This window comes from Erwinia papayae (assembly GCF_058241465.1).
In genome coordinates this window covers 193,826-216,483 of the sequence record NZ_JBZCHT010000013.1, presented here as the reverse complement: position 1 = coordinate 216,483, position 22,658 = coordinate 193,826, and the positions used below count along the sequence as shown (strand labels likewise).

Sequence of the window (22,658 nt, the reverse complement as noted above, 5' to 3'; positions counted from 1 at the left end):
CGGCAATTATCTTATATTTTCTGAAACGAATGTTGCGCCTGTGTCACATTGATATCAACCCTGTGTAAAGCAGGGATTAACCTCAAAAGCTTTCAAAATGTTCCAGGTGGTTCATTTTCCCCAGGTTTTCTTTAATACCCGCAGCCAGTTGCGCCAGCAGATTTTTTCAATCAGCTGGCTGGAATAGCCTGCCGAAGTCATCGCGGCAATCAGTCGGGGTAGCCCGGCGACATCGCCCAGTTGTTCAGGCACGCTGATGCCATCGAAATCGGATCCCAGCCCCACGCCCTCTTCACCCAGCCTGTTCAGCAGCCAGTCCAGGTGACGGATGATTTCGCTCAGTGGCGTACTGCCATCGCGTTTGCCATCGGCGCGCAAAAACGCGTTGCCAAAATTCACGCCGACAAAGCCATCGCTGGCGGCGATGGCGTCCAGCTGGCGGTCGGTCAGATTGCGCGGCTGGGGGCAAAGCGTATGCGCATTAGAATGGCTGGCAACCAGCGGCGCGCTGCTCAGTCGGGCGGTCTGCCAGAAGGCTTTCTCATTCATATGAGAGAGGTCAATCAGTAGCTTATGCTGATTGCAGAGCCGCAGCAGATTCAGACCGGCAGCCGTCAGCCCCTCGCCGCTGTCCGGTGAGCCGGGAAAAGCCCCGGTCACGCCGTGACCAAACACATTTTGCAGGTTCCATAATGGCCCGATGCTGCGCAGTCCGGCGGCGATCCAGCCTTCCAGCTGGCTGCATTCGGCATCCAGCGCTTCAGCGCCTTCAATGTGCAACACCATTGCCAGCACGCCGTCAGCGATGCACTTTTCTGTCTCCTCAGCGCTCTGACAGACACGGGCCTGGCCCTGCGAGCGCTCTGCCACCTGATGCAGCAAGGCAATCTGCGCGTCGGTGATGGCCAGCGGGCTGTGACTGCGTTCATCGTAAGCCGGGTTATGCTGCCTGACATAGTGTGCAGGCGGTACGAAAACGGCAAACAGCCCGCCGGCAAATCCCCCCTGGCGAATGCGGGCCATATCCAGATGTCCTTCCAGCGAGCGATGGAGAAAATCCCCCACCGCATCGTCGGACTGATGCAGCCACAGCCGGAGCAACAGATCGTTATGTCCGTCAAAGACGGGCGGTGAAGAAGCAGGCCGGGCTTGGGTCATAATGAATAATCTGGCGGTTGACTGAAAGTATATGCAATGTTAACGAAATGATATCTTAAAACCGCGCGTCTCTGCCCGGCCAAAATGTGCGGTTCAGCATAAACAACCTTAAGGAGCCAACCGATGTCCCGAATGACTGCGAAAGACTTCTCTCCTGAATTGCTGGAAATTTATGATTATTACGTTCATGGCAAAATCACCAAGCGTGAATTTTTATCGCTGGCCGGTAAGTTTGCCGTTGGCGGACTGACGGCGGCGGCGCTGCTCTCCTCGCTCAGCCCCAATTACGCGCTGGCGCAGCAGGTGGAATTTACCGATCCGGATATCCTGCCGGAGTACATTCATTATCCTTCACCGCAGGGCAATAAAAGCGTGCGTGGCTATCTGGTGCGCCCGGCAAAAGCCAGCGGTAAGCTGCCTGCGGTGGTGGTGGTGCACGAAAACCGCGGGCTGAATCCCTATATTGAAGATGTGGCGCGGCGGGTTGCGAAGGCCGGATTTATTGCGCTGGCACCGGACGGCCTCAGCGCGATGGGCGGTTATCCCGGCAACGATGAAAAGGGGCGCGAGCTGCAACAGCAGATCGATCCGACCCGATTAATGAACGACTTTTTCGCCGCGATTGAGTTTCTGATGCAGGATGCGCGGACCACTGGCAAAGTGGGTATCACCGGCTTTTGTTATGGCGGTGGCGTAGCCAATGCCGCTGCGGTGGCATACACGGAGCTGGCCTGCGCGGTGCCATTTTATGGTCGTCAGCCGGATGCGAAAGACGTGGCGCGTATCAAGGCTCCGCTGTTGCTGCACTATGCCGGGCTGGACACGCGCATCAATGAAGGCTGGCCCGCGTATGAGGCGGCGCTGAAAGCCAGTAACAAGGTGTATGAGGCGCATATCTATCCGGAAGTCAATCACGGCTTTCACAACGATTCGACGCCGCGCTACGATAAAGCCGCCGCCGACCTCGCCTGGCAGCGCACCCTCGGCTGGTTTAATAAGTATCTGGTTTAAGGACGAAAAAACACGCTGCCCGATCGCGCCAGCACTGACGCAACCTCCACGGTGAAGTTAACTGGCGTGCTTATTGACGTGGCCGGAGATTCGATTATCGTAATGTATCCAGTTATATAACGATGAGCGTTTAATCATGTCCGGATGTAAAGCTTTTACCCTTACCCGCCTGGCGGGTGCCGCCGCCGTTCTGCTGGCGCTTTCCAGCGCGGCGCAGGCGGCGGATGATTTCCGCGTCACTTATGCCGGGTCGATGGGTGTGGTGATGGACAAGGCGCTGGGACCGGCGTTTGCCAGGGAAAATAAGGTGAATTACCAGGGACAGGGGCAGGGCGCATATGGCATGGCAAATCTGCTGGCGTCGAAAAAGGTGGTGGCGGATGTGTTTGTTTCCGTGACGCCCGGACCGATTGCCGTGCTGCAAAAAGCCGGGCTGGTGGACCATGCGGTGCCGGTCGCCAGTACCAGTATGGTGATTGCCTGGAATCCGAAGGGCAAATACGCCGCGCAGTTCAACGCCATTCGTGACCACCAGCAGGGGGCGAAAGCGTGGTGGCAGGTGCTGCAAACGCCGTCGTTGCGTTTTGGTCGCACCGATCCTGCCACCGATCCGCAGGGGCAGAACATCATTTTCACCATGCTGCTGGCCAGTCGTTACTATCAGCAGCCGGATCTGGCGAACAAGGTGTTGGGTGATGTGCAGAATCCTCAGCAGGTGTTTGCGGAAGGTGGCCTGCTGACGCGTCTTGAAGCCGGACAGATTGATGCAGCTTCTGGCTATGAAAGCGCTACCCGCTCGGCACATCTGCCCTACATTACCCTGCCGGATGAAATCAACCTGAGCGATCCGTCGCTGGATAAAGAGTGGTACAGCCGGGTCAGTTTTGACATCACCGACGCCAAAGGCCAGAAAAAAACGCTGCATACCCAGCCGCTGGTGTTTTATGCCGCCGTGCTGAAAAACGCGCCACACCCTGAAATGGCACAGAAGTTTGTGCAGTTTATGCAGGGAAAAGAGGGGCAGACGTTGTTGCAGAACCATGGCTATGGCGCGCCGAAAGGCGGGGCGATGTAAGGTGCGATCGCTGTGGCTGGGGATACCGGCAGTGCTGCTGTTGGTCACGCCTTTTATCACCCTGCTGGCGATTACGCCGTGGTCCACTTTTCAGCTGGCGTGGGGTGACGGCCATGCCGTTGCCACCTCGCTGGCGATGAGTGCGGTTGCTGTTCCGCTGATTATTGCCGCTGGTCTGCCGCTGGCCCTGTGGCTGTCCAGAACCTCGTCGCGCTGGCGTGGGGCGGTGGAAGTGGCGGTGCTGGTGCCTCTGCTGACCCCGCCTCTGGCGATGGGGATCCTGCTGGTGTCGGTGTTTGGTCCCTATGGTTCGCTTGGCGAAGTGCTGGCTACGCTCGGTGTGTCGCTGAATAACAATGCCGGGGCCTTTATCATTGCGCAATTTTATGGCGGTTTACCGTGGTTTGTGGTTGCTGCCAGAGCCGCCTTTGAGCAGGTATCGGTCGATATTGAAGAGGCTGGACAGACGCTCGGGGCCACGGCGTGGCAGATTTTCTGGCGACTGACGCTGCCACAGGCGGCGAGGGGGCTGGCGGCCGCGCTGGCCCTGACCTGGGGCAGGGTGATCGGTGAGTTCGGTATCGTGCTGGTTTTCAGCTATTTTCCTCAGGGGATCCCGGTCAAACTGTTTATCAATTTGCAGAATGACGGCGTTGACGCGGTTTACTCGCTGTTATGGCTGCTGCTGCTGGTGACCCTGCCACTACCGTTGTGGTGCGTGATGCGAGCCGGACGGGAAACGTCCAAAATGGGCGATAGTTGAGCCTGCATCACAAATGTGTGACAGCAGGATGACAGTCAGTTGCCTGTATTCTAAAAGGCCATTAACTACGCTGAGTCAGGCTTAAGTCGTACTAAAATAGCGCCAAAAAATCATTTGCCCGACATTGTTCTTTTCCTCCGTGATATTTCCCCCAGCTTCTGCGCCCGTGGCCCGGGGGGCAGGTGACAAATCACATTGACGATGACAGTGAAGCGGTCCTAATCTGACGCTGAAGCCACGCCCCGCGCTTTGTGCGGAAAATGACGTGGATATAATCACCGGGGCTATCATGTTACTGACCAATCCAGACCAGGCAAAAATTCAGCCGGCGCAGCAGGTTTCTCTTGATCGAATCTGGCGTCAGGCCGATCTGTTAATGCTGTTTATTTGTTGGGGGCTGCTGCTTTTTGCGGGGGTGATCGGCTGGTTTAATGATGATGTAAAGCTGGCACTGATTACCGGTATCACGCTGACGCTCAGCGCAACCGTGGTCAGAGCTCTGCTGCCTGGTCGGTTGTTCACCCGCCTCTGGTTTGCCTTTGTGCTGATCGCCTATGCCGCATTGATTATTCAGTTGGGGAACGGTGATACGGAATACCATTTCTCGATTTTTGTGCTGCTCTCTGCGCTGCTGGCCTATCGCGATTATCGCCCGTTGCTGATGGGCGCGGCGACGGCTGCGGTTCACCATGTACTGTTTAATTATCTTCAGGAAAACGGGCTGTTTGATGTGGTGGTATTTATGCATCCTGGTTTTCATATGGTGGTGTTTCATGCGCTTTTTGTGGTGGCGCAGACGGCTATTCTGGTCGCCATTGCGTTGAATATGGCGGCCGATGCCCGCTCTGCCAGTGAGGTGGCGCATCTGGCATCGTGGATCACCCGCGAGCCGGGGAAACTGACGCTGGCACAGGATGAAGAGGCGACGGAAACGGCCTTTGGTAAAACCTTTAATAACACCCTGGGCACCATGGGTGACACCTTGTGTCAGGTGAGCGACGGCGTCAGCCAACTGCTCATCGCTTCCGAGAGTATTTTGCAGCGCAACGCCGCGCTCTCTACGCGCACCGATGAGCAGGCGGCAGCGTTAGCCACTGCCGCCAGCGCGATGGAAGAGATGAATTCGGCGGCGATGCTGGCCAGTGAAAAGGCGCAAAGGGCGCGTGAGCTGGCGGCGAGCACCAGTAAAGTGGCGCTGAAAGGCGGCGAAAAAATTGATGATGCGGTGGAGTCAATGGCGCAGATTGACGAAGAATCCCGCCGGATCAATGCCGCGCTTGAGCTGATCGACAGCATCGCTTTCCAGACCAATATTCTGTCGCTGAATGCGTCAGTAGAAGCAGCGAGTGCGGGTGTTCACGGCAAAGGTTTCGCGGTAGTCGCCTCTGAAGTGCGTACGCTGGCCGTGCGCTGTGAAGGTGCCGCAAAAGAAATTCATCAGTTGATTGGTACGTCGGTGGAGTGTACCCGCAGTGGTTCACAGCAGGTGACCCATGCCGGGCATACCATGCGCGAGATTATCGCCAGCATTGAAGGGTTGACGTTGCTGGTCAATGAGCTGTCTGAGATGAGCGAACAGCAGTGCAGCAGTATTACCCGGATGCGCGACAGCATCGCCAGTATTGACCGCAGCGTGCAGGATAACGTGGGACACGTCAGCGAAACGGTCCAGGTGGCTCAACAGCAACAACAACAGGCAGATGCGCTGAAACAGGCGATTGGCGTATTCCGGTTTGCCTGACGAAATGGGCAGGGGGAGCAGATGCTCCCCCGATATACTCCGCCTCAGATTTAACAGAGGGCGGATGCGCTGACCCGTCGGGTATCAGATAGCTGTCCAGCAGTAGCCGTCAGGCGACGTACTGACTCGTCCCACCGCGCTGTCGCTGAAATGCACGGTAAACAGGGTGGCATTGTGCTCAACGGCGTAGTCCAGTAATACCTTACGTGAGCGGCGTGCCGCATCTTTATCCTGGCAAAACACCGAAGAGAGTTCCGGGTTGGCTACCTGCATCTGATTATGCATAACGTCCCCGGTGAACAGCGCGATCTCTCCTGCGGAGGCAAATGCAATGCTCATATGACCGGCGCTGTGCCCCTGCGTTGGCAGATAGTGGATGCCCGGCAGGATTTCGCCACCGCTCGCCGCCACCGTCTGTACTTTCCCCACCTCAATCAATGGCTGTACGCTGTCGGCAAAAATCACCGTTCTTTCTGCCGCTGCCGGCGTCTGATACCAGTCAATTTCTTCCTGTGGGATAATCCATCGTGCATTGGGGAAAGTTGGCACCCACCCTGTGCCATCCCAGTGGGTGTTCCAGCCAACGTGGTCAATGTGCAGGTGGGTATGTAATACGTAGTCGATGTCTTGCGGCTCTAATCCGCTGGCAAGAAAATTCTCCATCCACGGGCTGTTCAACCGGTCAAACTGTGGGCTGAAGGGGCGTGATTTATTGTTACCCGTTGCGGTATCAATCAGAAAGCGCCCCTGTGGCGATTCGACCAGCCAGCTATGAACAGCGATATCCAGTGTGTTTTGCCGGGTCATTCCGGGGTAAGAGTGCGCAAGCTGTTGCTCTGTCACCTCCGGAAACAGGACTTCTGCGGGCAGGCTCAGTCTTTGTTCAATCAGTTTGCTGATGCGCAGTTCACCAACTTTCCAGCATTGCAGTTTGCTCATAGCGGTCCTTGTAAGTGGGAATAAGCCAGAATTCATCCAAAATTTATCATTGTTTATCAGTCAGGTCGCGGTTGTGAAGCCTGAGATTGAGCTGGTTCGTAGTACGCCAGTAAAGGCGTACTTTGAACTATAGCTGGATATTATTATCTGCTGTTGTCAGGGCTGAGGTTCATCACAACCCGGATCGGGTTCATCGCCCATAGCGTAACTGCACTGGAAGGGATCAAACCACGGGTTTTCTTTGTGGAAAAAAATAATATCTTTATTGTTGAACGTTCCATAGCCATAGCCATAGCCACTCGACTGTATGGTGAATTTTCCTGACTGACCACTTTTGAATGAGACTTTCCCTGTAACTATACAGGGTGAATATAGGTATGTTCTCGCCATCCACCAAATTCAAGACTCTGAGCCTGATTAAAATATTCTGCAAGTTGCTCAGGGGGGGCTGAATAATTTACATTCTTCCTGTTCGACTTTACTATGACCGATACAGGCGATCCCGGATTCATTGATTTCAATATCAGTCACGACATCTGAACAGGCGAACCTGGAAGAAAAAGTGAAAAAAAATATAAGCGCAATATTTTTACTCACCATTTCGCCGTGCTCGCTTCGGTAATATTTTTCCTGTCTATCTCAGGATGACGGTATATTTCAGCGCGAGCGACATGGAGTGTCTCTGTCAGTTCTGTGATTAGCCATTTGAGAGAAGAGTTTTGCCTGTCATTAACGGACTCGTAAACCTTGTCTTTTTTACCATCAACATTATAAGCCATGCTAACCATTTCAATGCCAATACTATCTCTGTTAGCTGGAAAACGACTGGGAAATATTTTTTTTCTCTCTGTTTCAGAGACTTTCTGATAATTTCTCCATGACCTTTCAAGCGCGGAGATAATTTTTAAGTCGCCAGGTGGGCATTTTTTTCCAGATAACACCGGGATTTCATTTGTCCCACATGCCAGGTAACTTTATATAACGAGGCGGTCTGATAAATTGTTCCATCTTTATCAATCAGAAAGTGTGCACCTGTGGCATGACTCTCCTGGTAACTGTTGAAGGTGCTGTCAGCAGTTGGCGAACTGGTCTGATGCACCACAATGCCGTTTATTTGATTAAGATCCTGCCGCTCAATGGTAGTGAATCTTTTCTTAACGATACGTTAAGCATCCGTCATGCCATTTTTATCAATAAATAACATGTTATCTCCTTCCTTAGCGTTATTTTTCCATCATCAAATTATTGCGTTGTCCTTGATGTTATATGCTGCCGAAACGGTGCCCACCACATTTCCCTGCGTATTTTGTAACAGATAATCCATTGTTACCCTGGAGAAAGACAGGGCTACCACTTCGCGCGGTACACGCATGGTATTGTAATAAAGAGGGTGCACGCCGGTGATAATAATCTCCTGAAGCGTGATGCGCAGATATTCCAGAGGAGAACCACCTGCTTTTCGCTGGGTAATAATCGCCTGGGAAACCGGTTTCCCGCTCAGGCAATATTGAGGAAGGGTGGGGCTGGATTTATCGATATAATGTTCAAAATGCAGATCGTAAATGGTTGCTTTCCCGGCACCGCCGCCGCTGCCCGAATGCATATTCGACGTCTGGCTTATCACCCATTTCCAGTTGAGTACCTCAATATCGCCGTTATGGCTGGCGTTCTCAGATTCACTCTCAACACCACTAAGTTTTATAAATATATATCCTGAGACATTATTCTTCCTTGTGCAGACCAGTGACTTTTTGCTGCGCAAACAGGCATTTGCGAAAGCCATTCCTTATTTTTTGCAACCGCATGATTTTTTTCAGTTTGCGCAAACGGGGTTGGCAGACAGTAAAACATTTTGCCCGCAGATCCACGGACTCACCTCACAAAAAAGCAACCATCAACCGGGGACAGAGCAGAAAAGTTAGCGGTTTCGCTTATGCACGCATCAGGCTTTATCAATATGCCCTAAATCACGCTCGGGAAAACAGACATTGCGTACCCGCTGTTTCAGTTCTTTCACTTCCGGAAAACCGCCGTCCGTTTTACGATCCCAGATTAACTCTCCGTCGATGGCGATTTGATAAATGCCGCCCGTGCCGGGGATCAGGGTAACGGCGGCCAGATCGGTGCTGAAGGTGTGCAGTAGTTCCTGTGCCATCCAGCCTGCGCGCAGCAGCCAGTTGCATTGGGAACAGTAGTGAATAGTGACGGTTGGTGCGTTTTTCATTGGGTTTTTCCTGAGGGCGACTAACAGCATTGTTTTATCCTGGCAACAGCCTGTCAACGTGCGTTCTTTTTTGAATTATGAATTAATTATGGAGGATGTTGATATGATGAATCAATATGATTATCATTCTCATTTGTTATTGGGTCAGGGATCGACATTTATAATGCGCAGCAAGCGCACGCTCTTTTTGCGAATGTTACGCCTGTGGCAGCAATGTATGAGTCGATACTAATAAAGAATAAAGGCTTATTAAAATGCGTAAACCTATTTCCTCAAGGGAAATTGTCCGGACGTCTGTCTTATTCAGTACGCTGGTCACCTCTGGCTACACCATCGGGGCAGAAAGCATCACCAACACTCAGGCTGTTACCACCTCTGGCAAACCGCTGACCGTTTCTTCTGAAAAAAAGGCCGATGAACCGGTCATGGTGGTGACGGCACCGTTGCCCAAAAAGGAAGCGGGCAGCAAAACCACCATCAGCGCAGAAGAGATGCAGCAAAAAGGAACTAATGATTTTGGTTCTGTTATGCGATATGAACCCCTGATCGGTGCAACCGGCACCAGCGGCGGTTCTTCAGCGGGTAAAAGTGGTTTCGACCGCAGCGGCTACACCGGCTACAACATTCGTGGTCTGGAGAGTAACCGTGTCGGACTTGATGTCGATGGCATTCCTCAGCCGGAAGCCACGGGTCGCAGCTATGTGGGGCGCGTGGGGGTGAATACCTTCGGTATCGGCCGCGATTACATCGACCCTTACATGTATGGTCAGGTGGATATTGAATCGGGTGCCACCTCGACATCGCGGGCCAATAACGCTATCGGCGGCGCCGTCTCCTTTATGCCTAAATCGCCAGATGATTATCTGTCGCCCAACAAACATAGCTATTTCGGTTATCAGTCTGATTACGACTCTTCCAACCGCAGCTGGCACAACGGTATTACCGCCGCCGCCGGGGATGAAACCCTGCGCGGGGTGTTTGTCTACAGCCGTCGCGATGGCCAGCAGACCCGCAACAACAGCGGCACCCTTGCGGCTTATCCGGCCAACTGGCACTCCAATGCGTTGATGGCCTCAGGTATCTGGCAGCCAAATGATGAACATAAGCTGACCGGAACGGTGGATTACTACGAAAAAACCAATCACAGCCATTACGATACCTGGGATTCGGCAGGCAGCACCATCTGGGGCACCGCACAGCAACAAAGTAATACCCGTCGCTGGGGTGTCAGTCTGAAAGATGAATGGACACCGGCCAATGCCTGGATTGACAGCCTGACATCGCGTGTTTACTACCAGCAGACGCAGGCCCACGACAACACCTGGATGCCTTCCAGCGCCACGGCGATGGAGCGGGTTTATTCCGATTATGAAGTGGACACCTATGGTTTCGGCACTCAGCTGGCAAAATCGCTGGGACGGCACGAACTGAGCGGCGGCTTGAACGGCAGCATCAGCGAGACTCGTCGCCCGTTCCGCCAGGAGCCAGCCCCCAGCCAGTACAGCGTGATTATGCAACCTGATGCTGACAGCCGCAGTTATACGCTTGGCGGTTTTGTACAGGATAAAATTCATTTCGACCTTGGTGGTCATGACTTCAGCATCGTGCCCGGTGTAAGGGTTGCCCATCAGACCACTAAACCGCAGAACCTCAGCAGCCTGACGACCGGCAGCAGCATGCTGACCGAATCTCAGTTGCAGACGCTGTACGGCAAAGAAAATTCCGATACGCAGGTGCTGCCTTCTCTGAGCTTTAATTACGATATCACGCCGCAGCTGATGACTTATCTGATGTACAAACGTGGCGCGCAGTTCCCGAACGCCAGCCAGCTGTATGGCTCGTGGAACCTGGGCTCCAGCTATGCCGGAAGACAGCAGTATGCGTTGATTGGTAATTCCGATCTGAAAACTGAAACCAGTAATAACGTCGAGTGGGGATTGAAAGGCCAGGCTGTTGAAGGGGTGACGCTGAGTGCGGCGATGTTCTACAACACCTATGAAAACTTTATTGCCTATACCCGTTATACGCGCTCTGCTAACCCTGGCATGTTCACCAATGTGCCATCAAATATCTACACTATCTATCAGGCTGAGAACCGCGATAAAGCCTATATCTATGGTGGACAGGTCAGCACTAAACTGAACTTTGGCACATGGTTTGAAGACGTAAACGGGCTGAGCGCCACCTTTGCGCTGGGTTACAACGAAGGGAAATCAAAATCCAGCTACTCCGGCGACCGCTATGTTGATCTCGACAGCGTGGCACCTGTAAAAGCTATCGTCGGCATGGCGTGGGATGATCCGGCGAAGCGTTACGGCGCGGCGGTGACTGCCACCTTTGTTAAAGGTAAACGCGCTACCGACACCAATCGCGAGAGCTACACGAACAGCGGCAGTGCGTTGACTGATTCCACCGCCGAATATATGCGTGTGCCGGGTTATGGCCTGGTGGATATGACCGCTTACTGGCAGGTGGCGAAGCACGTCAGAGTAAACGGCGGCATCTACAACCTGACGGATCGTAAATACTGGGATTACCTCAGCAGCCGTAACCTGACAGAAACCACCCGTCAGGATGCTTACGATAAAGCTCTGGCCGTCATGCCTGGCCGTACCTTCCAGTTGGGCATGAATATCGATTTCTGATAGCTACCCTGACCAATCACAGTTTGCCCTGCGTAACATTGCAGGGCTTTAAGGAGAGCAAATGGAAAAGAGCACACTTTTTCAGCGTTACCAGGCGTTGAAAGCAGAACAACCGAAGACGTACGCCCGCGATCTGGCCAGCCTGCTCAGCGTCAGTGAAGCGGAGTTGACGCACGCACGCACCCTGGATGATGCCGTCACCCTGCGGCCTGATTTCACCGCACTGTTACCGGCGCTGGCCGCAGTTGGCGAAACCAAATCGATCACCCGCAATGCCTGGGCGGTTCATGAACAGGTCGGGCGCTATGACAATCTGCACCTGGGTAACCACGGAGCGTTAATCCTTAATCCTCGCGCGCTGGATCTGCGTTTTTTTCCTGCCAAATGGAAAAGCGCCTTCGCGTTACATGAAAAAACGGCGCGAGGCGATCGCCACAGCATCCAGATTTTTGATGCCCAGGGTGATGCCGTACTGAAAATCTACACCACGCCGCAGAGTGATATGGCTGCCTGGCAGACGCTGATCGCCGGATTTACCGTAGAAAATGCCGCTGAACTGCATATCAGCAGCCCGGAGGTGGAGGCGTCTGACCCACAGCCTGACTGTGCTCTGGTAGAACAGGAATGGCGTGGGATGACTGACGTCCATCAGTTCTTTGGCCTGCTGAAACGACACAATATCAGCCGCCAGCAGGCTTTCCGGGCCGTTCCCGACGATCTGGCGCAGCAGGTGGATAACGGTGCGCTCAGCGAATTACTGGAGATGGCGCAGAAAGACGCGAATGAGATCATGATTTTCATTGGCAACCGGGGGTGTGTGCAGATCTTTACCGGCGTGGTGGAGAAGCTGATGCCGATGGACAACTGGCTGAATATTTTTAATCCGACCTTCACCCTGCATCTGATGGCTGACGCCATTGCGGAAAGCTGGGTAGTCCGCAAGCCTACCAAAGACGGCATAGTCACCAGCCTGGAGCTGTTTGCTGCCGACGGGACGCAGATTGCTCAGCTGAATGGTCAGCGTACGGAGGGAACGCCGGAGCAGACCCGCTGGCGTGAACAGATATCGCTACTGGGCGAGGGGGAAGTCGCATGAAAACCTGGCTGCTGGCGCTGCTGGCGCTGCCTTTTACCCTGCTGGCGCAGGAGCGGGTGGTGTCGATTGGCGGCGATTTGACAGAAATTATCTATGCGCTGGACGCCCAGCAGGATTTGGTGGGCCGTGACTCCACCAGCCTGCAACCTGCGGTGGTGACGAAACTGCCTGATGTGGGCTACATGCGTCAGCTGAACGCTGAAGGCATCCTGGCGATGAAACCAACCCTGGTTATCGTCAGCGCGCTGGCGAAGCCTTCCGTCGCCTTGCAGCAGGTTGAGCAGGCCGGAGTGAAAGTGGTCACCGTGACCGGTGAGCCTTCACTGAGCGCCATTAAGCAGAAAGTGAGCACCATTGCCGGTGCGCTGCACCGTGAGGAGCAGGGCAAGGCGCTGGAAGCGAAAATCAACGACCAGCTGGCTGGCGTAGCGGATAAGCCGCTGCCGGTTAAAGTGCTCTACATCCTCAATCATTCCGGGATGAAAGCCATGGCGGCCGGTACTGAAACCGCTGCTGATGGGGCTATTCGTAGCGCCGGACTACAAAACGCGATGGGCAATATCCCGCACTATCAGGCGTTGACGCAGGAAGGAATTGTTGCCAGCGCGCCTCAGCTGGTGGTGATTGGTGAGGACGGCCTGAAGGCGATGGGCGGTGAGGACAAAATCTGGCAATTGCCGGGTCTTGCGCTGACGCCCGCAGGCAAAAATCACAGTCTGCTGGTCGTAGATGAAATGGCGCTGCTGGGCTTTGGTGTGCAGACGCCGGGGGCCATCGTCAAGCTGCGTAAGGCTGCGGAAACCGTAGCGCAATGAAAAGAGTGAAGGTGCAGCGTCGTTTGCTGGTGATGTTGCTGATGCTGCTGGCGATGATGCTACTGGCGGCCAATACCGGTGCCATGCGTCTGTCGCTGGCAATGGTCTGGCAGGCACCTGCCGACAGCATGATCTGGAAAATCTGGTGGAACATTCGCCTGCCGCGCGTGCTTCTTGCCGTACTGGTGGGGGCGGCGCTGGCACTTTCCGGGGCCACCATGCAGGGGCTGTTTCGTAATCCGCTGGCTGACCCCGGTCTGTTGGGGATCAGCAGCGGTGCCTCGTTGATGCTGGCGTTTGCCGTAGTGATACCTGTTACGCTGCCTGCGGCACTGGCGCTGTGGTGGCCGATGCTGGCGGCATTTGTCGGAAGTCTGCTGGTGACGATGATGATTTTTATCCTCAGCCGTCATCGCAGCACCACGCTTCCGCGGCTGCTGCTGGCAGGCATAGCCATCAATGCCCTGAGCGGGGCGGCGGTGGGCGTTCTGTCATGGATCAGCAACGATCAGCAGCTGCGCCAGCTTTCGCTATGGGGAATGGGTTCGCTGGGACAGGCGCAGTGGCCGACGGTCGCGGCCTGTGCTGTTTTGATCCTGCCGACCATGCTGGCGACCCAGTGGCAGGCGCAGCGGCTCAATTTGCTGCAACTGGGTGATGAGGAAGCACATTATCTGGGGGTGGATGTGCGGCGCACGCAGCGTATCCTGCTGATCCTCAGTGCGCTGATGGTCGCGGCGGCGGTGGCGGTCAGCGGCGTGATTGCTTTTGTTGGTCTGGTCGTACCGCATCTGATCCGACTCTGCATGGGAGGTGACCACCGTTGGTTGTTACCCGGTGCGGTATTATTGGGGGCGATGCTGATGCTGGTGGCCGATACGCTGGCCAGAACCCTGGTGTCTCCGGCAGAAATGCCGGTCGGCCTGCTCACCAGCCTGCTGGGTGCGCCCTGGTTCTTATGGCTGATCCTTCGTCGTCAGGGGGGCCGCTTGTGAGCCAGCTTTTAAAGGCGATTGATGCCTCTTATCGTCTCGGTCAGCGTCTGTTGATTGACAGCGTGTCGCTGACCTTGCATCCGGGTGAGATGGTGGCGCTGATTGGGCCGAACGGTGCGGGAAAATCGACCCTGATGCGGTTACTGACCGGTTTTTTACCGCTCAGTGCAGGGCGCTGCTGTCTTGATGACCGGCCGATTGCCGAGTGGCACGGTGACCAGCTGGCCCGACGACGTGCGGTGATGCGTCAGCAAAGCCATATCGAGTTTGCCGTGCCGGTACGCGAGGTGGTGGCGATGGGGCGGGCGCCCTGGTCAGAAAAAACCGCCCGGGAGATTGTCGATCGGGTTATGGAACTGACGGGGTGTGAGCAGCTGGCGCAGCGTGACTATCGCTTCCTTTCCGGCGGCGAACAGCAGCGGGTGCAGCTGGCGCGCGCGCTGGTCCAGCTCTGGCATGATGACGGACCTCGGGGCTGGCTGTTTCTCGACGAGCCTACTTCGGCGCTGGATCTTTACCATCAACAACATGCGCTGCGGCTGCTGCATCAGCTGACCCGCCAGGGTGAACTGACGGTCTGCTGTGTGCTGCACGATCTCAATCTGGCCGCGCTGTGGTCCGATCGCATGCTGTTATTGCATCAGGGCCGTCTGGTTGCCAGCGGCACGCCTGCAGAGGTCATGACCGAGGCGACGCTGACCCGCTGGTATCAGGCTGACCTTCAGGTTCACCATCACAGTCAGGATGCGGTGCCACAAATTGTCCTGCGCCGTTAAGAACTCAAACCGTTACTGCGCACTGATGTTACTTCCGGGATCGGCGGTGGCTGACATCGGTGCCACATCTGGTGGCAGGAAAATGTGGTCCAGAATATTCCTTGCCAGCGGCGCGGCGGTGACGCCATTCACCCCGCCATTTTCGAGGATCAGAGCCATCGCCACCCTGGGTTTATCGAAAGGGGCGAAGACGGTATAAAAAATATGATCGCGCAGGCGCTGTGGGATCATTTTTGCGTTATAGATCTGATTCTGTTTCAGTCCAAACACCTGGGATGTTCCACTTTTTCCCGCGATGCCGTAAGGCGCGGTGTGAAAGTATTTATAGCCCGTCCCGTTTGGCGCATTTGCCATGCCAAACATTGCCCGGCGCACCAGTCCCCAGTATGGCGAGTTGGCGTCACCGATTTGCTGAACAGGAATGGTCTGTTTCCACGGCGTAACCTCTTTTCCCTGTTTTTCCTGATAGAGCAGATGCGGCTGGATCACCCGACCGTTGTTAATCAGCGTATCCAGCGCTTTGACCATCTGCACCGGTGTGGCAATCCAGTAACCCTGGCCGATGCCTACCGAGACGGTATCTCCCTGATACCAGCCCTTTTTATGTACTTTCTGCTTCCACTCGCGGCTGGGTAACAGGCCGTTATACTCCTCGTTGAGGTCGATACCCGTGGGCTTACCGTAGCCAAACTGGCTGAGCATGGTATGGATGCGATCAATGCCCAGCATAAAGGCCACCTGATAAAAGAAGGTGTCGGCAGATTCTTCAATGGCGCGGGTGACATCCAGCGTACCGTGACCGGTTTTTTTCCAGTCGCGATATTTCCGTGTGGTGCCGGGCAGAGTCCAGGTGGCCGGGCCAAAGAAGGTGGAAGAAGGCGTGATGACGTGAGTTAACAGCGCCGACATCGCCATATAAGGCTTGACGGTAGAAGCCGGAGGATACAATCCCTGGGTAACCCGATTAATAAGCGGCAGGTCTTTGTTTTCCAGCAATGCTTTATACGCTTTGTAACTGATGCCTTTTACAAAAGGATTGGGATCGTAGCTTGGGCTGGAAACCATCGCCAGTACGTCGCCATTTTGCGGATTTTCGATCAGCACGGCGGCACGCTGACCGACAATCTGGGTTTCCACATACTGTTGCAGATGCAGATCCAGCGTCAGCCACAGATCTTTTCCGGCCACCGGCGGCACCTCTTTCAACACGCGGATCACCCGACCGTGGTTATCTACCTCCACTTCCTGATAGCCGGTTTTACCGTGCAGCACCGATTCATAATAGCCTTCAATACCCTGCTTACCGATATTGTGGTCAGCGGCGTAGTTCTCACCAATACCGGCTTTATCCAGCCGCTTGTAGTCGTTGTCGTTAATTTTGGAAACGTAGCCGATAACGTGGGCCAGATCGGGGCCATAAGGATACTGGCGATCCTCATAGCTACTGATGGTGACGCCGGTAAATTTGTACTGATTGACGGAGAAGCGCGCCACCTCTTCGTCGGTCAGCTCGGTTTTCAACACCACCGGTTTGTAACGGCTGTTAGCATGCAGCGCGTGGGTGAAGGTATCAATATCGTCAGGCGTGAGGTCAACAATCGGCGTCAGTTGCGCCAGTAAGCTTTTCATGTCCTCGACTTTGTACGGCAGGATCTCAATGTCATACCAGGTGACGTTTTTCACCAGCGGAATACCGTTGCGATCAAAGATCATCCCACGGGTTGGCGCAATAGGGATCATCTTGATTTCATTCTGATTCGAACGCGTCTGGTAGTACTGATTCTGCTCGATTTGCAGGTGCCAGAGGTTGACGACCAGCGTGACGAAACCGGCCAGCACTAATCCAAAGGCCACCAATGCCCTGCGTACAAACAACTTTTCTTCTTCTGCAAAATCTCTGAATTTCATTACCGGGCAATCGCGTTATAGCCAGTTTTTCCGCCCAATGATAAAGATTGCGTAACAAATCACGACCAGAAAGATGCATTTGTGACGGTTAAAGTGTGACATTTATTGACGATGTTACAAATGGCCGCAATTTTTACTCTTTTTCCCGACCGGGCGATGGCTGAAAGTGTTGTTGCAGAAAGTTAATCGCCTCTGTGGCCCGGCGCGACAGCGGCCACTCGGCGCGGTGGATCAACCAGATGGTATCCACCACCGGCACATCACATTCCACCACGCGGATTGCCTGCTGCTGCGCAAAGGCCTGGCGGGCAAAGCGTGGCAGTACAGCGAAACCCAGCCCGCGGGCCACCGGTTCCAGAATCAGGCCTATTTGATTGATAAAACCACGCTGCGGCAGATTGCGAACGCCAGGATTGCCGGGAAAACGACGGCTGAGCAAACGGGTCGCCATCGCCATGCCATCCGGATGATCGATAAAGCCCAGGCGCGCCAGATCGTCCCAGCCGTTAACCTCTTCACCCTGTGGGATAACCAGCTCCAGCGGCTCTTCGGTAAAGGGTCTGGCGTGCAGCCGTCGGTCGTCCGGTTTCAGCGTCACCAGTCCCATTTCAAAACGGTTATGCAGCACCGCCTCGGTCACTTCCTGATCGGGAGCAAAGCGATGCCTTATGCACAATGCCGGATATTGCTGCTGGAGTGTCAGCAGCAGAGGGTACAGACGCAGTCCGATGCTGCCGGGGCTAATCAGCCCGATCTCGCCGCAGGTGATATCCGTTTCACTCATTCTCAGAATCAGGCGTTTCTCTGCTCTGTCCAGCTCCTGACAATAATCCAGCAGGGCCAGGCCGGACGGCGTCAGCGTCTGTGGACGTTTACTACGCAGGATTAGCAAACCAAGGTGCTGCTCAAGGTGGCGGATATGCTGGCTGATGGCGGCCTGCGTCATCCCCAGACGTTCGGCGGCGGCGGTAAAACTGCCGGTTTCAGTCAGTACGGTAAAAGAACGAAGCCATTGCGGATTTAACATAATGAAATTTTATAATCCTCATAACCATTACTCTGTTTTCATTATAGGGGGGTGGGCGTAGCCTGAATATCATTCTGTATAATGAGGAGTGAAAACCATGATCCCAGGCTATCCGCGCAGCTTTTCTCATATTGGTCTGTCAGTCACCGACCTTGATGCGGCGGTGAAATTTTACACTGAGGTAATGGGCTGGTATCTGATTATGCCGCCCACGGAAATCAGGGAGGATGACTCAGCGATTGGCGTGATGTGCAGTGATGTATTTGGTGCGGGCTGGGGTTCGTTCCGCATTGCCCACCTCTCCACCGGCGATCGTGTCGGGGTGGAAATTTTCCAGTTTCGCGATGCCCAGCGTCGTGAAGATAACTTTGAATACTGGAAATCGGGCGTCTTCCACTTCTGTGTGCAGGATCCGGATGTTGAGGGGTTGGCGGCAAAAATTGTGGCGGCGGGAGGCCTTCAGCGGATGCCCGTCCGTGAATACTTCCCCGGCGAGAAGCCGTATCGCATGGTGTACATGGAAGATCCTTTTGGCAATATCCTCGAAATTTACAGCCACAGCTATGAGCTGACCTATTCGGCAGGTGCCTATGAATAAGCCTGTATCATCCGTTCTGCCCGCCGCCTGGCAGGGCTGGGTATGGCAGGGAGGAGAGTCTGCACAGCATCTCCGGCAGACGACCATCAATGCAATGCCATTGCAGCCGGGTGAGGTGCTGGTGCAAAACGCGGCAATCGGTCTGAACCCGGTAGACTGGAAAGTTCTGGACAGCCAGACAGGGCTGGTGCCCGGCGTGGACGGTGCCGGAACCGTAGTGGCTGTCGGCCGTGGCGTGGCGCAAAGCTGGCTGGGAAAGCGGGTGGCCTATCACCAGAATCTGCGTGCTGCCGGTAGTTTTGCGGGATACACCCCTCTTGCAGCTGATGTACTGATGCAGCTGCCCGACGCTCTTGAGTTTGCTCAGGCCGCAGCATTTCCCTGTCCCGGACTGACCGCCTGGCAGGCGCTGGAAAAGCTGCCGACGCAGCCGGGTGCTGAGCTGTTAATCGCCGGTGCCGGAGGATCGGTCGGGCACTATCTGGTCCAGCTGGCGGTGGCAAGAGGTTTCCGGGTGACGGCAATGTGCAGCGAACGACACTGGTCACGTCTGAGTGAACTGGGCGCGCAGCGTTGCCTGACCAACCGCGAACAGATTGCCACTCCGGCTGACTCACCGCGCTATTTTGCGCTGATTGACTGTGTCGGCGCTGAGCATGCGCGGGCGCTGGCGGATTTGCTGAAAGCTAACGGCCATCTGGTCTGCATTCAGGGGCGTGTCGAAGTCTGGCCCTGCACTCCTTTTGGCCGGGCGCTGTCGATGCATGAGGTGGCGTTGGGTGCACTGCATCAACATGGCGATGCGTCAGACTGGCAAAAGCTGACCGCCAGCGGTGAGCAGCTGTTGCAACAAATCGCGTCGGGCACCCTGAAGCAGGAAACCCTGCTGCACTTCTCCTTTGCGCAGCTGCCGCAGCAGCTTGATGCTCTGAAACATCGTAACTTCAGCGGCAAACAAATCATTCTGTTATAACGAGGTAATTATGGCCGGACTTTTTACCCCTTTTACGTTAAAAAATATCAGGTTACGCAATCGTATTGCGGTGCCTCCGATGTGCCAGTACAGCGCGACAGACGGTGTCAGTAATGACTGGCACCGCGTGCACTACAGCAGCCTGGCCCGGGGTGGCGCAGGTCTGGTGATTGTGGAAGCAACAGCCGTATCGCCGGAAGGGCGGATTACCCCGGCCTGTCTGGGTATCTGGAATGATGCGCAGGCTGAAAAACTGGCAGAGATTGCGGCGACAATAAAAGCTGCCGGGGCAGTGCCGGGCATCCAGATTGCTCATGCTGGGCGTAAAGCCAGTGCCAACAAGCCGTGGGAAGGAGACGATCATATTGCTGAGAATGACCCACGCGGCTGGGCAACGCTCTCACCTTCCGCCATTCCTTTCGGTGCTAATTTGTCGAAGATCCCGCAGGAAATGACTGGGGCGGATATTGCCCGTATCCAGCAAGACTTTGCCCAGGCGGCCAGACGTGCCAGGGAGGCCGGTTTTGAATGGCTTGAGCTGCATTTTGCCCATGGCTATCTGGCTCAGAGTTTTTTCTCCGTCCATGCCAATCAGCGCGACGATGCCTGGGGCGGCAATCCGCAGGGCCGAAGCCGCTTTCTGCTGGAGACGCTGGCGGCGGTTCGTAAAGAGTGGCCTGACAGCCTGCCGCTGACGGCCCGCTTTGGGGTGATTGAATACGACGGGCGCGATGAAGAAACGCTGAATGAAGCCATCGACCTGACCAGACAGTTCCGCGCCGGTGGCCTGGATCTGCTCAGCGTCAGCGTCGGTTTCTCCACACCAGACGCGCAGATCCCGTGGGGCCGGTTTTCCTTGCTCCCGTGGCTGAGCGGGTCCGACGTGAAGCAGAAATTCCGGTGGCTTCTGCCTGGGGGATCGACTCCCCGTTGATTGCCAGTCAGACCATTGAGAAAGGAGAACTCGACCTGGTGATGGTGGGTCGCGCACATCTTTCCAATCCCAACTGGCCTTATCAGGCAGCGCTGACGCTGAACAAAGAGCGACCTTCCTGGGTTCTGCCTGCTCCTTATGCTCACTGGTTGGAACGTTACCGGATTAGTGAATAGTGTCTGACACCAGCGGGCAGAGGAACATGCCCTCTTGCTCGCTGAGCACAGGAGTGATTGAATCCGGCATACAAATTCAGTATCTGTCGGTAACAAATCAGTGACATATCATTGAGCCGGGTCATTCCCAGTTTGCGAAACGCATTTTGCTTATGGGAACTGATGGTTTTAGTGGAAAGATTCAGCTTACGAGAAATAAAGTCAGTCGAGTGCCCAACGGCCAGTTCGCGCAGTACGATATTCTCTTTTCGGGACAGGTGGTCGGTATGTGGCGGTTTGTCACTGGCAATCGATTTCAGCAGCGGTAGCAGTATTTTTACTGGACATTTTTTGGAAACTATCCAGTAAGGATAGAAATTACCCGGCTCGTTCTGTAAGGGTAAATCAACCACAAAAAGAAAATTTACGCCAAAATAGCAGGTGTTGTAGGCCAGGTTTTGTGATGGGGTCATTTGCATATAATGGATATCGACAATCACAATATCTTCTTGTCGAAAACCACAATAATAAAAAAGAAGTAATCCATTCGCGTAGCTATACGTCTTTAATTCGTTCTCTGTCGCGCTCAGAATTTCTCGCAGACCTGCGACAAAAAAACGATCATCAGAAATAATATATATACACATAATTCCCTCTATGTTTGATTATCCTTAACAACCTTTTGACATATTTCAGTAATAATAGATGGTAAATGTCACTGTGGCATCCGCTTTACCCGGCATGACCTGAGATGATGTCTGGATATAACGCGCCATCAGCGGTAGAGAAAACTGGGTGGCGCCGTCATCAGGCAGAAAAAATTGCCGGCTTTCAGCAAAATTTACCCATTGCGGTGAAGGATCGCTCTGCGTACCCCATGCTAACTGGATGCCTACCCCAGAAGCGCTGCCATTACCGCTTTTTACAGCTAAAATTCCCTTATAGCTGTCAATAATCGGGGTGTTAGGAGAAAGTGATAGCTTAATGCTGTTATTAATTTTATTCCCTTGCTGCAGGTTTCCCGATCCGCTGCTCATCGACATCATACCGTGAAATCGCGGACAGTCGGTCAGCTTTATCGAGGCATCCTGCCAGGGGCTGTAGCTGCCGGGTTGTTTAAAGGTTCCTGATATTTCATAGTTGCCCATCGGCACAATAATATCCGGCGTGGTGCAGGTCCTTGATACTATTTCAATAGCGCCGGAAAATCGCAGATTGCCCAGATTAATCGGAGAATGATCGGCAGAATATAAACTGTAGTTAACACCGGGTAAACTCTCGCCACCAATTCTGCCGGGTATAATAACCCCGGTTTTAATTAATACAACATCAAATTCAATTCCTTCATGGGGTATCCATCCCCGTTCGGAGAGATCATTCGTTTGTATTCCCGCTAATGGATAACTGAAAGGAACGGTGTATTGCGTATTACCATAAGCATAAATCGCCATGCCTATTCCGGGCACGTCGGTCTGATAAACCGTGCCCGGTGCAAAGCGACCATCTGACCAGTCTGACAGGCGGCGAGCTATGGTGAGTGCGCCGCGAATGGTCGGGTTTGCGGGGATGCCGTTTTCGCAACTGAGCGTGACAGAAGTTGCGGGACGGAAATGCTGATGATAAATAATGGTGCCGTTGCTGACATCCTGGCCGACCGTCAGGGCACTGCTTTGCAGCGGCAAAACCGTGGATTTGAGCGCGCTGTTACTGAGCTGACAGCTGGCTGCAAAGGAAGGGCAGGAGGCTGAGACCATCAGCAGAATGAAGGTGGTAACAGCGCCGGGCCCGCAGGTGATTTTCATCATTAAATTCCTTTTTGTTCCGC

21 protein-coding genes and 1 pseudogene are annotated in these 22,658 nt (G+C 54.3%); 12 read left to right on the top strand and 10 right to left on the bottom strand.

Features of this window, described 5'->3' with window-relative positions; genetic code table 11:
• Positions 1-111: 111 nt before the first annotated feature.
• Entirely contained in the window at positions 112-1,158 is a 1,047-nt protein-coding gene (locus AC3RPL_RS17120) for a dipeptidase (protein WP_490740933.1), read from the bottom strand.
• Between the two features lie 123 nt (positions 1,159-1,281).
• On the opposite strand from AC3RPL_RS17120, the gene yghX reads away from it, so the two are divergent.
• From yghX to AC3RPL_RS17100, 4 genes are all read left to right on the top strand, one after another.
• Positions 1,282-2,169, top strand: a complete 888-nt coding sequence (yghX, locus tag AC3RPL_RS17115; protein ID WP_490740932.1) for a YghX family hydrolase — start codon at positions 1,282-1,284, stop codon at positions 2,167-2,169.
• 136 nt (positions 2,170-2,305) lie between these two features.
• Positions 2,306-3,244, top strand: coding sequence for an extracellular solute-binding protein (locus AC3RPL_RS17110; RefSeq protein WP_034937076.1), 939 nt, complete (start codon positions 2,306-2,308; stop codon positions 3,242-3,244).
• A complete protein-coding gene (locus AC3RPL_RS17105; protein ID WP_490740931.1) occupies positions 3,216-4,007 on the top strand; it encodes a molybdate ABC transporter permease subunit in 792 nt (263 codons plus the stop codon). The genes AC3RPL_RS17110 and AC3RPL_RS17105 overlap by 29 nt, the downstream gene beginning before the upstream one ends.
• A 289-nt stretch (positions 4,008-4,296) precedes the next feature.
• Positions 4,297-5,748, top strand: coding sequence for a methyl-accepting chemotaxis protein (locus tag AC3RPL_RS17100; RefSeq protein WP_490742076.1), 1,452 nt, complete (start codon positions 4,297-4,299; stop codon positions 5,746-5,748).
• A gap of 84 nt (positions 5,749-5,832) precedes the next feature.
• Here AC3RPL_RS17100 and AC3RPL_RS17095 read toward each other — a convergent pair whose 3' ends face one another.
• The 5 genes from AC3RPL_RS17095 to AC3RPL_RS17075 all read right to left on the bottom strand — a co-directional run bounded on the left by AC3RPL_RS17095 (position 5,833) and on the right by AC3RPL_RS17075 (position 8,911).
• On the bottom strand, positions 5,833-6,687 hold the full coding sequence (locus AC3RPL_RS17095; RefSeq protein WP_490740930.1) for an MBL fold metallo-hydrolase: 855 nt from the start codon (positions 6,685-6,687) through the stop codon (positions 5,833-5,835).
• Positions 6,688-7,280: 593 nt separating this feature from the next.
• Positions 7,281-7,628, bottom strand: coding sequence for a hypothetical protein (locus AC3RPL_RS17090; RefSeq protein ID WP_490740929.1), 348 nt, complete (start codon positions 7,626-7,628; stop codon positions 7,281-7,283).
• A complete protein-coding gene (locus AC3RPL_RS17085) occupies positions 7,592-7,786 on the bottom strand; it encodes a peptidoglycan recognition protein family protein (protein WP_490740928.1) in 195 nt (64 codons plus the stop codon). Before AC3RPL_RS17085 ends, AC3RPL_RS17090 begins: the two co-directional genes overlap by 37 nt.
• A 138-nt stretch (positions 7,787-7,924) precedes the next feature.
• The gene (locus tag AC3RPL_RS17080; protein ID WP_490740927.1) at positions 7,925-8,470 is read right to left on the bottom strand and encodes an Hcp family type VI secretion system effector; all 546 of its coding nucleotides are present in this window, start codon (positions 8,468-8,470) and stop codon (positions 7,925-7,927) included.
• Between the two features lie 159 nt (positions 8,471-8,629).
• Positions 8,630-8,911: an Rdx family protein gene (locus tag AC3RPL_RS17075; protein WP_034937088.1), complete on the bottom strand. Its 282-nt coding sequence runs from the start codon at positions 8,909-8,911 to the stop codon at positions 8,630-8,632.
• A 254-nt stretch (positions 8,912-9,165) separates the two neighbouring features.
• On the opposite strand from AC3RPL_RS17075, the gene AC3RPL_RS17070 reads away from it, so the two are divergent.
• The 5 genes from AC3RPL_RS17070 to AC3RPL_RS17050 all read left to right on the top strand — a co-directional run bounded on the left by AC3RPL_RS17070 (position 9,166) and on the right by AC3RPL_RS17050 (position 15,238).
• The gene (locus AC3RPL_RS17070) at positions 9,166-11,556 is read left to right on the top strand and encodes a TonB-dependent receptor domain-containing protein (protein WP_490740926.1); all 2,391 of its coding nucleotides are present in this window, start codon (positions 9,166-9,168) and stop codon (positions 11,554-11,556) included.
• Positions 11,557-11,617: 61 nt separating this feature from the next.
• Positions 11,618-12,652, top strand: a complete 1,035-nt coding sequence (locus AC3RPL_RS17065) for a hemin-degrading factor (RefSeq protein WP_490740925.1) — start codon at positions 11,618-11,620, stop codon at positions 12,650-12,652.
• Complete coding sequence (locus AC3RPL_RS17060) at positions 12,649-13,467, top strand: heme/hemin ABC transporter substrate-binding protein (RefSeq protein ID WP_261642081.1); 819 nt, start codon at positions 12,649-12,651, stop codon at positions 13,465-13,467. The genes AC3RPL_RS17065 and AC3RPL_RS17060 overlap by 4 nt, the downstream gene beginning before the upstream one ends.
• Positions 13,464-14,462, top strand: a complete 999-nt coding sequence (locus AC3RPL_RS17055) for a FecCD family ABC transporter permease (protein WP_490740924.1) — start codon at positions 13,464-13,466, stop codon at positions 14,460-14,462. Before AC3RPL_RS17060 ends, AC3RPL_RS17055 begins: the two co-directional genes overlap by 4 nt.
• Positions 14,459-15,238 carry a heme ABC transporter ATP-binding protein gene (locus AC3RPL_RS17050; RefSeq protein WP_490740923.1) on the top strand — a complete coding sequence of 260 codons (780 nt, stop codon included), beginning with the start codon at positions 14,459-14,461 and terminating at the stop codon, positions 15,236-15,238. Before AC3RPL_RS17055 ends, AC3RPL_RS17050 begins: the two co-directional genes overlap by 4 nt.
• 12 nt (positions 15,239-15,250) lie before the next feature.
• On the opposite strand, the gene mrdA is transcribed toward AC3RPL_RS17050, so the two are convergent.
• Both mrdA and AC3RPL_RS17040 read right to left on the bottom strand, forming a co-directional pair.
• Positions 15,251-17,146, bottom strand: coding sequence for a penicillin-binding protein 2 (mrdA, locus tag AC3RPL_RS17045; protein ID WP_490740922.1), 1,896 nt, complete (start codon positions 17,144-17,146; stop codon positions 15,251-15,253).
• Positions 17,147-17,279: 133 nt separating this feature from the next.
• Positions 17,280-18,173: a LysR family transcriptional regulator gene (locus tag AC3RPL_RS17040; RefSeq protein ID WP_490740921.1), complete on the bottom strand. Its 894-nt coding sequence runs from the start codon at positions 18,171-18,173 to the stop codon at positions 17,280-17,282.
• A 97-nt stretch (positions 18,174-18,270) separates the two neighbouring features.
• Between AC3RPL_RS17040 and AC3RPL_RS17035 the strand changes: the two genes are divergently transcribed.
• The 3 genes and pseudogenes from AC3RPL_RS17035 (at position 18,271) to AC3RPL_RS17025 (ending at position 20,854) form a co-directional block, all read left to right on the top strand.
• Positions 18,271-18,771, top strand: a complete 501-nt coding sequence (locus tag AC3RPL_RS17035) for a lactoylglutathione lyase family protein (protein WP_490740920.1) — start codon at positions 18,271-18,273, stop codon at positions 18,769-18,771.
• The gene (locus tag AC3RPL_RS17030) at positions 18,764-19,744 is read left to right on the top strand and encodes a zinc-binding dehydrogenase (RefSeq protein WP_490740918.1); all 981 of its coding nucleotides are present in this window, start codon (positions 18,764-18,766) and stop codon (positions 19,742-19,744) included. Before AC3RPL_RS17035 ends, AC3RPL_RS17030 begins: the two co-directional genes overlap by 8 nt.
• Before the next feature lie 10 nt (positions 19,745-19,754).
• Positions 19,755-20,854, top strand: a pseudogene (locus tag AC3RPL_RS17025) (NADH:flavin oxidoreductase/NADH oxidase).
• On the opposite strand, the gene AC3RPL_RS17020 reads toward AC3RPL_RS17025, so the two are convergent.
• Both AC3RPL_RS17020 and AC3RPL_RS17015 read right to left on the bottom strand, forming a co-directional pair.
• Complete coding sequence (locus tag AC3RPL_RS17020) at positions 20,836-21,333, bottom strand: helix-turn-helix domain-containing protein (RefSeq protein ID WP_490740917.1); 498 nt, start codon at positions 21,331-21,333, stop codon at positions 20,836-20,838. The pseudogene AC3RPL_RS17025 and the gene AC3RPL_RS17020 sit on opposite strands and share 19 nt — an antisense overlap.
• A 192-nt stretch (positions 21,334-21,525) precedes the next feature.
• Entirely contained in the window at positions 21,526-22,638 is a 1,113-nt protein-coding gene (locus AC3RPL_RS17015) for a fimbrial protein (RefSeq protein ID WP_490740916.1), read from the bottom strand.
• Positions 22,639-22,658: the final 20 nt, after the last annotated feature.

Bases quoted from the DNA above. Each gene is read 5' to 3' on its own strand.
- mrdA (WP_490740922.1), bottom strand. From the start codon at position 17,146: ATGAAATTCAGAGATTTTGCAGAAGAAGAAAAGTTGTTTGTACGCAGG.
- AC3RPL_RS17035 (WP_490740920.1), top strand. From the start codon at position 18,271: ATGATCCCAGGCTATCCGCGCAGCTTTTCTCATATTGGTCTGTCAGTC.
- AC3RPL_RS17105 (WP_490740931.1), top strand. From the start codon at position 3,216: ATGGCGCGCCGAAAGGCGGGGCGATGTAAGGTGCGATCGCTGTGGCTG.
- AC3RPL_RS17070 (WP_490740926.1), top strand. From the start codon at position 9,166: ATGCGTAAACCTATTTCCTCAAGGGAAATTGTCCGGACGTCTGTCTTA.
- yghX (WP_490740932.1), top strand. From the start codon at position 1,282: ATGTCCCGAATGACTGCGAAAGACTTCTCTCCTGAATTGCTGGAAATT.
- AC3RPL_RS17095 (WP_490740930.1), bottom strand. From the start codon at position 6,687: ATGAGCAAACTGCAATGCTGGAAAGTTGGTGAACTGCGCATCAGCAAA.
- AC3RPL_RS17060 (WP_261642081.1), top strand. From the start codon at position 12,649: ATGAAAACCTGGCTGCTGGCGCTGCTGGCGCTGCCTTTTACCCTGCTG.
- AC3RPL_RS17030 (WP_490740918.1), top strand. From the start codon at position 18,764: ATGAATAAGCCTGTATCATCCGTTCTGCCCGCCGCCTGGCAGGGCTGG.
- AC3RPL_RS17065 (WP_490740925.1), top strand. From the start codon at position 11,618: ATGGAAAAGAGCACACTTTTTCAGCGTTACCAGGCGTTGAAAGCAGAA.
- AC3RPL_RS17120 (WP_490740933.1), bottom strand. From the start codon at position 1,158: ATGACCCAAGCCCGGCCTGCTTCTTCACCGCCCGTCTTTGACGGACAT.
- AC3RPL_RS17100 (WP_490742076.1), top strand. From the start codon at position 4,297: ATGTTACTGACCAATCCAGACCAGGCAAAAATTCAGCCGGCGCAGCAG.
- AC3RPL_RS17075 (WP_034937088.1), bottom strand. From the start codon at position 8,911: ATGAAAAACGCACCAACCGTCACTATTCACTACTGTTCCCAATGCAAC.
- AC3RPL_RS17040 (WP_490740921.1), bottom strand. From the start codon at position 18,173: ATGTTAAATCCGCAATGGCTTCGTTCTTTTACCGTACTGACTGAAACC.
- AC3RPL_RS17015 (WP_490740916.1), bottom strand. From the start codon at position 22,638: ATGATGAAAATCACCTGCGGGCCCGGCGCTGTTACCACCTTCATTCTG.
- AC3RPL_RS17055 (WP_490740924.1), top strand. From the start codon at position 13,464: ATGAAAAGAGTGAAGGTGCAGCGTCGTTTGCTGGTGATGTTGCTGATG.
- AC3RPL_RS17080 (WP_490740927.1), bottom strand. From the start codon at position 8,470: ATGGCTTTCGCAAATGCCTGTTTGCGCAGCAAAAAGTCACTGGTCTGC.
- AC3RPL_RS17110 (WP_034937076.1), top strand. From the start codon at position 2,306: ATGTCCGGATGTAAAGCTTTTACCCTTACCCGCCTGGCGGGTGCCGCC.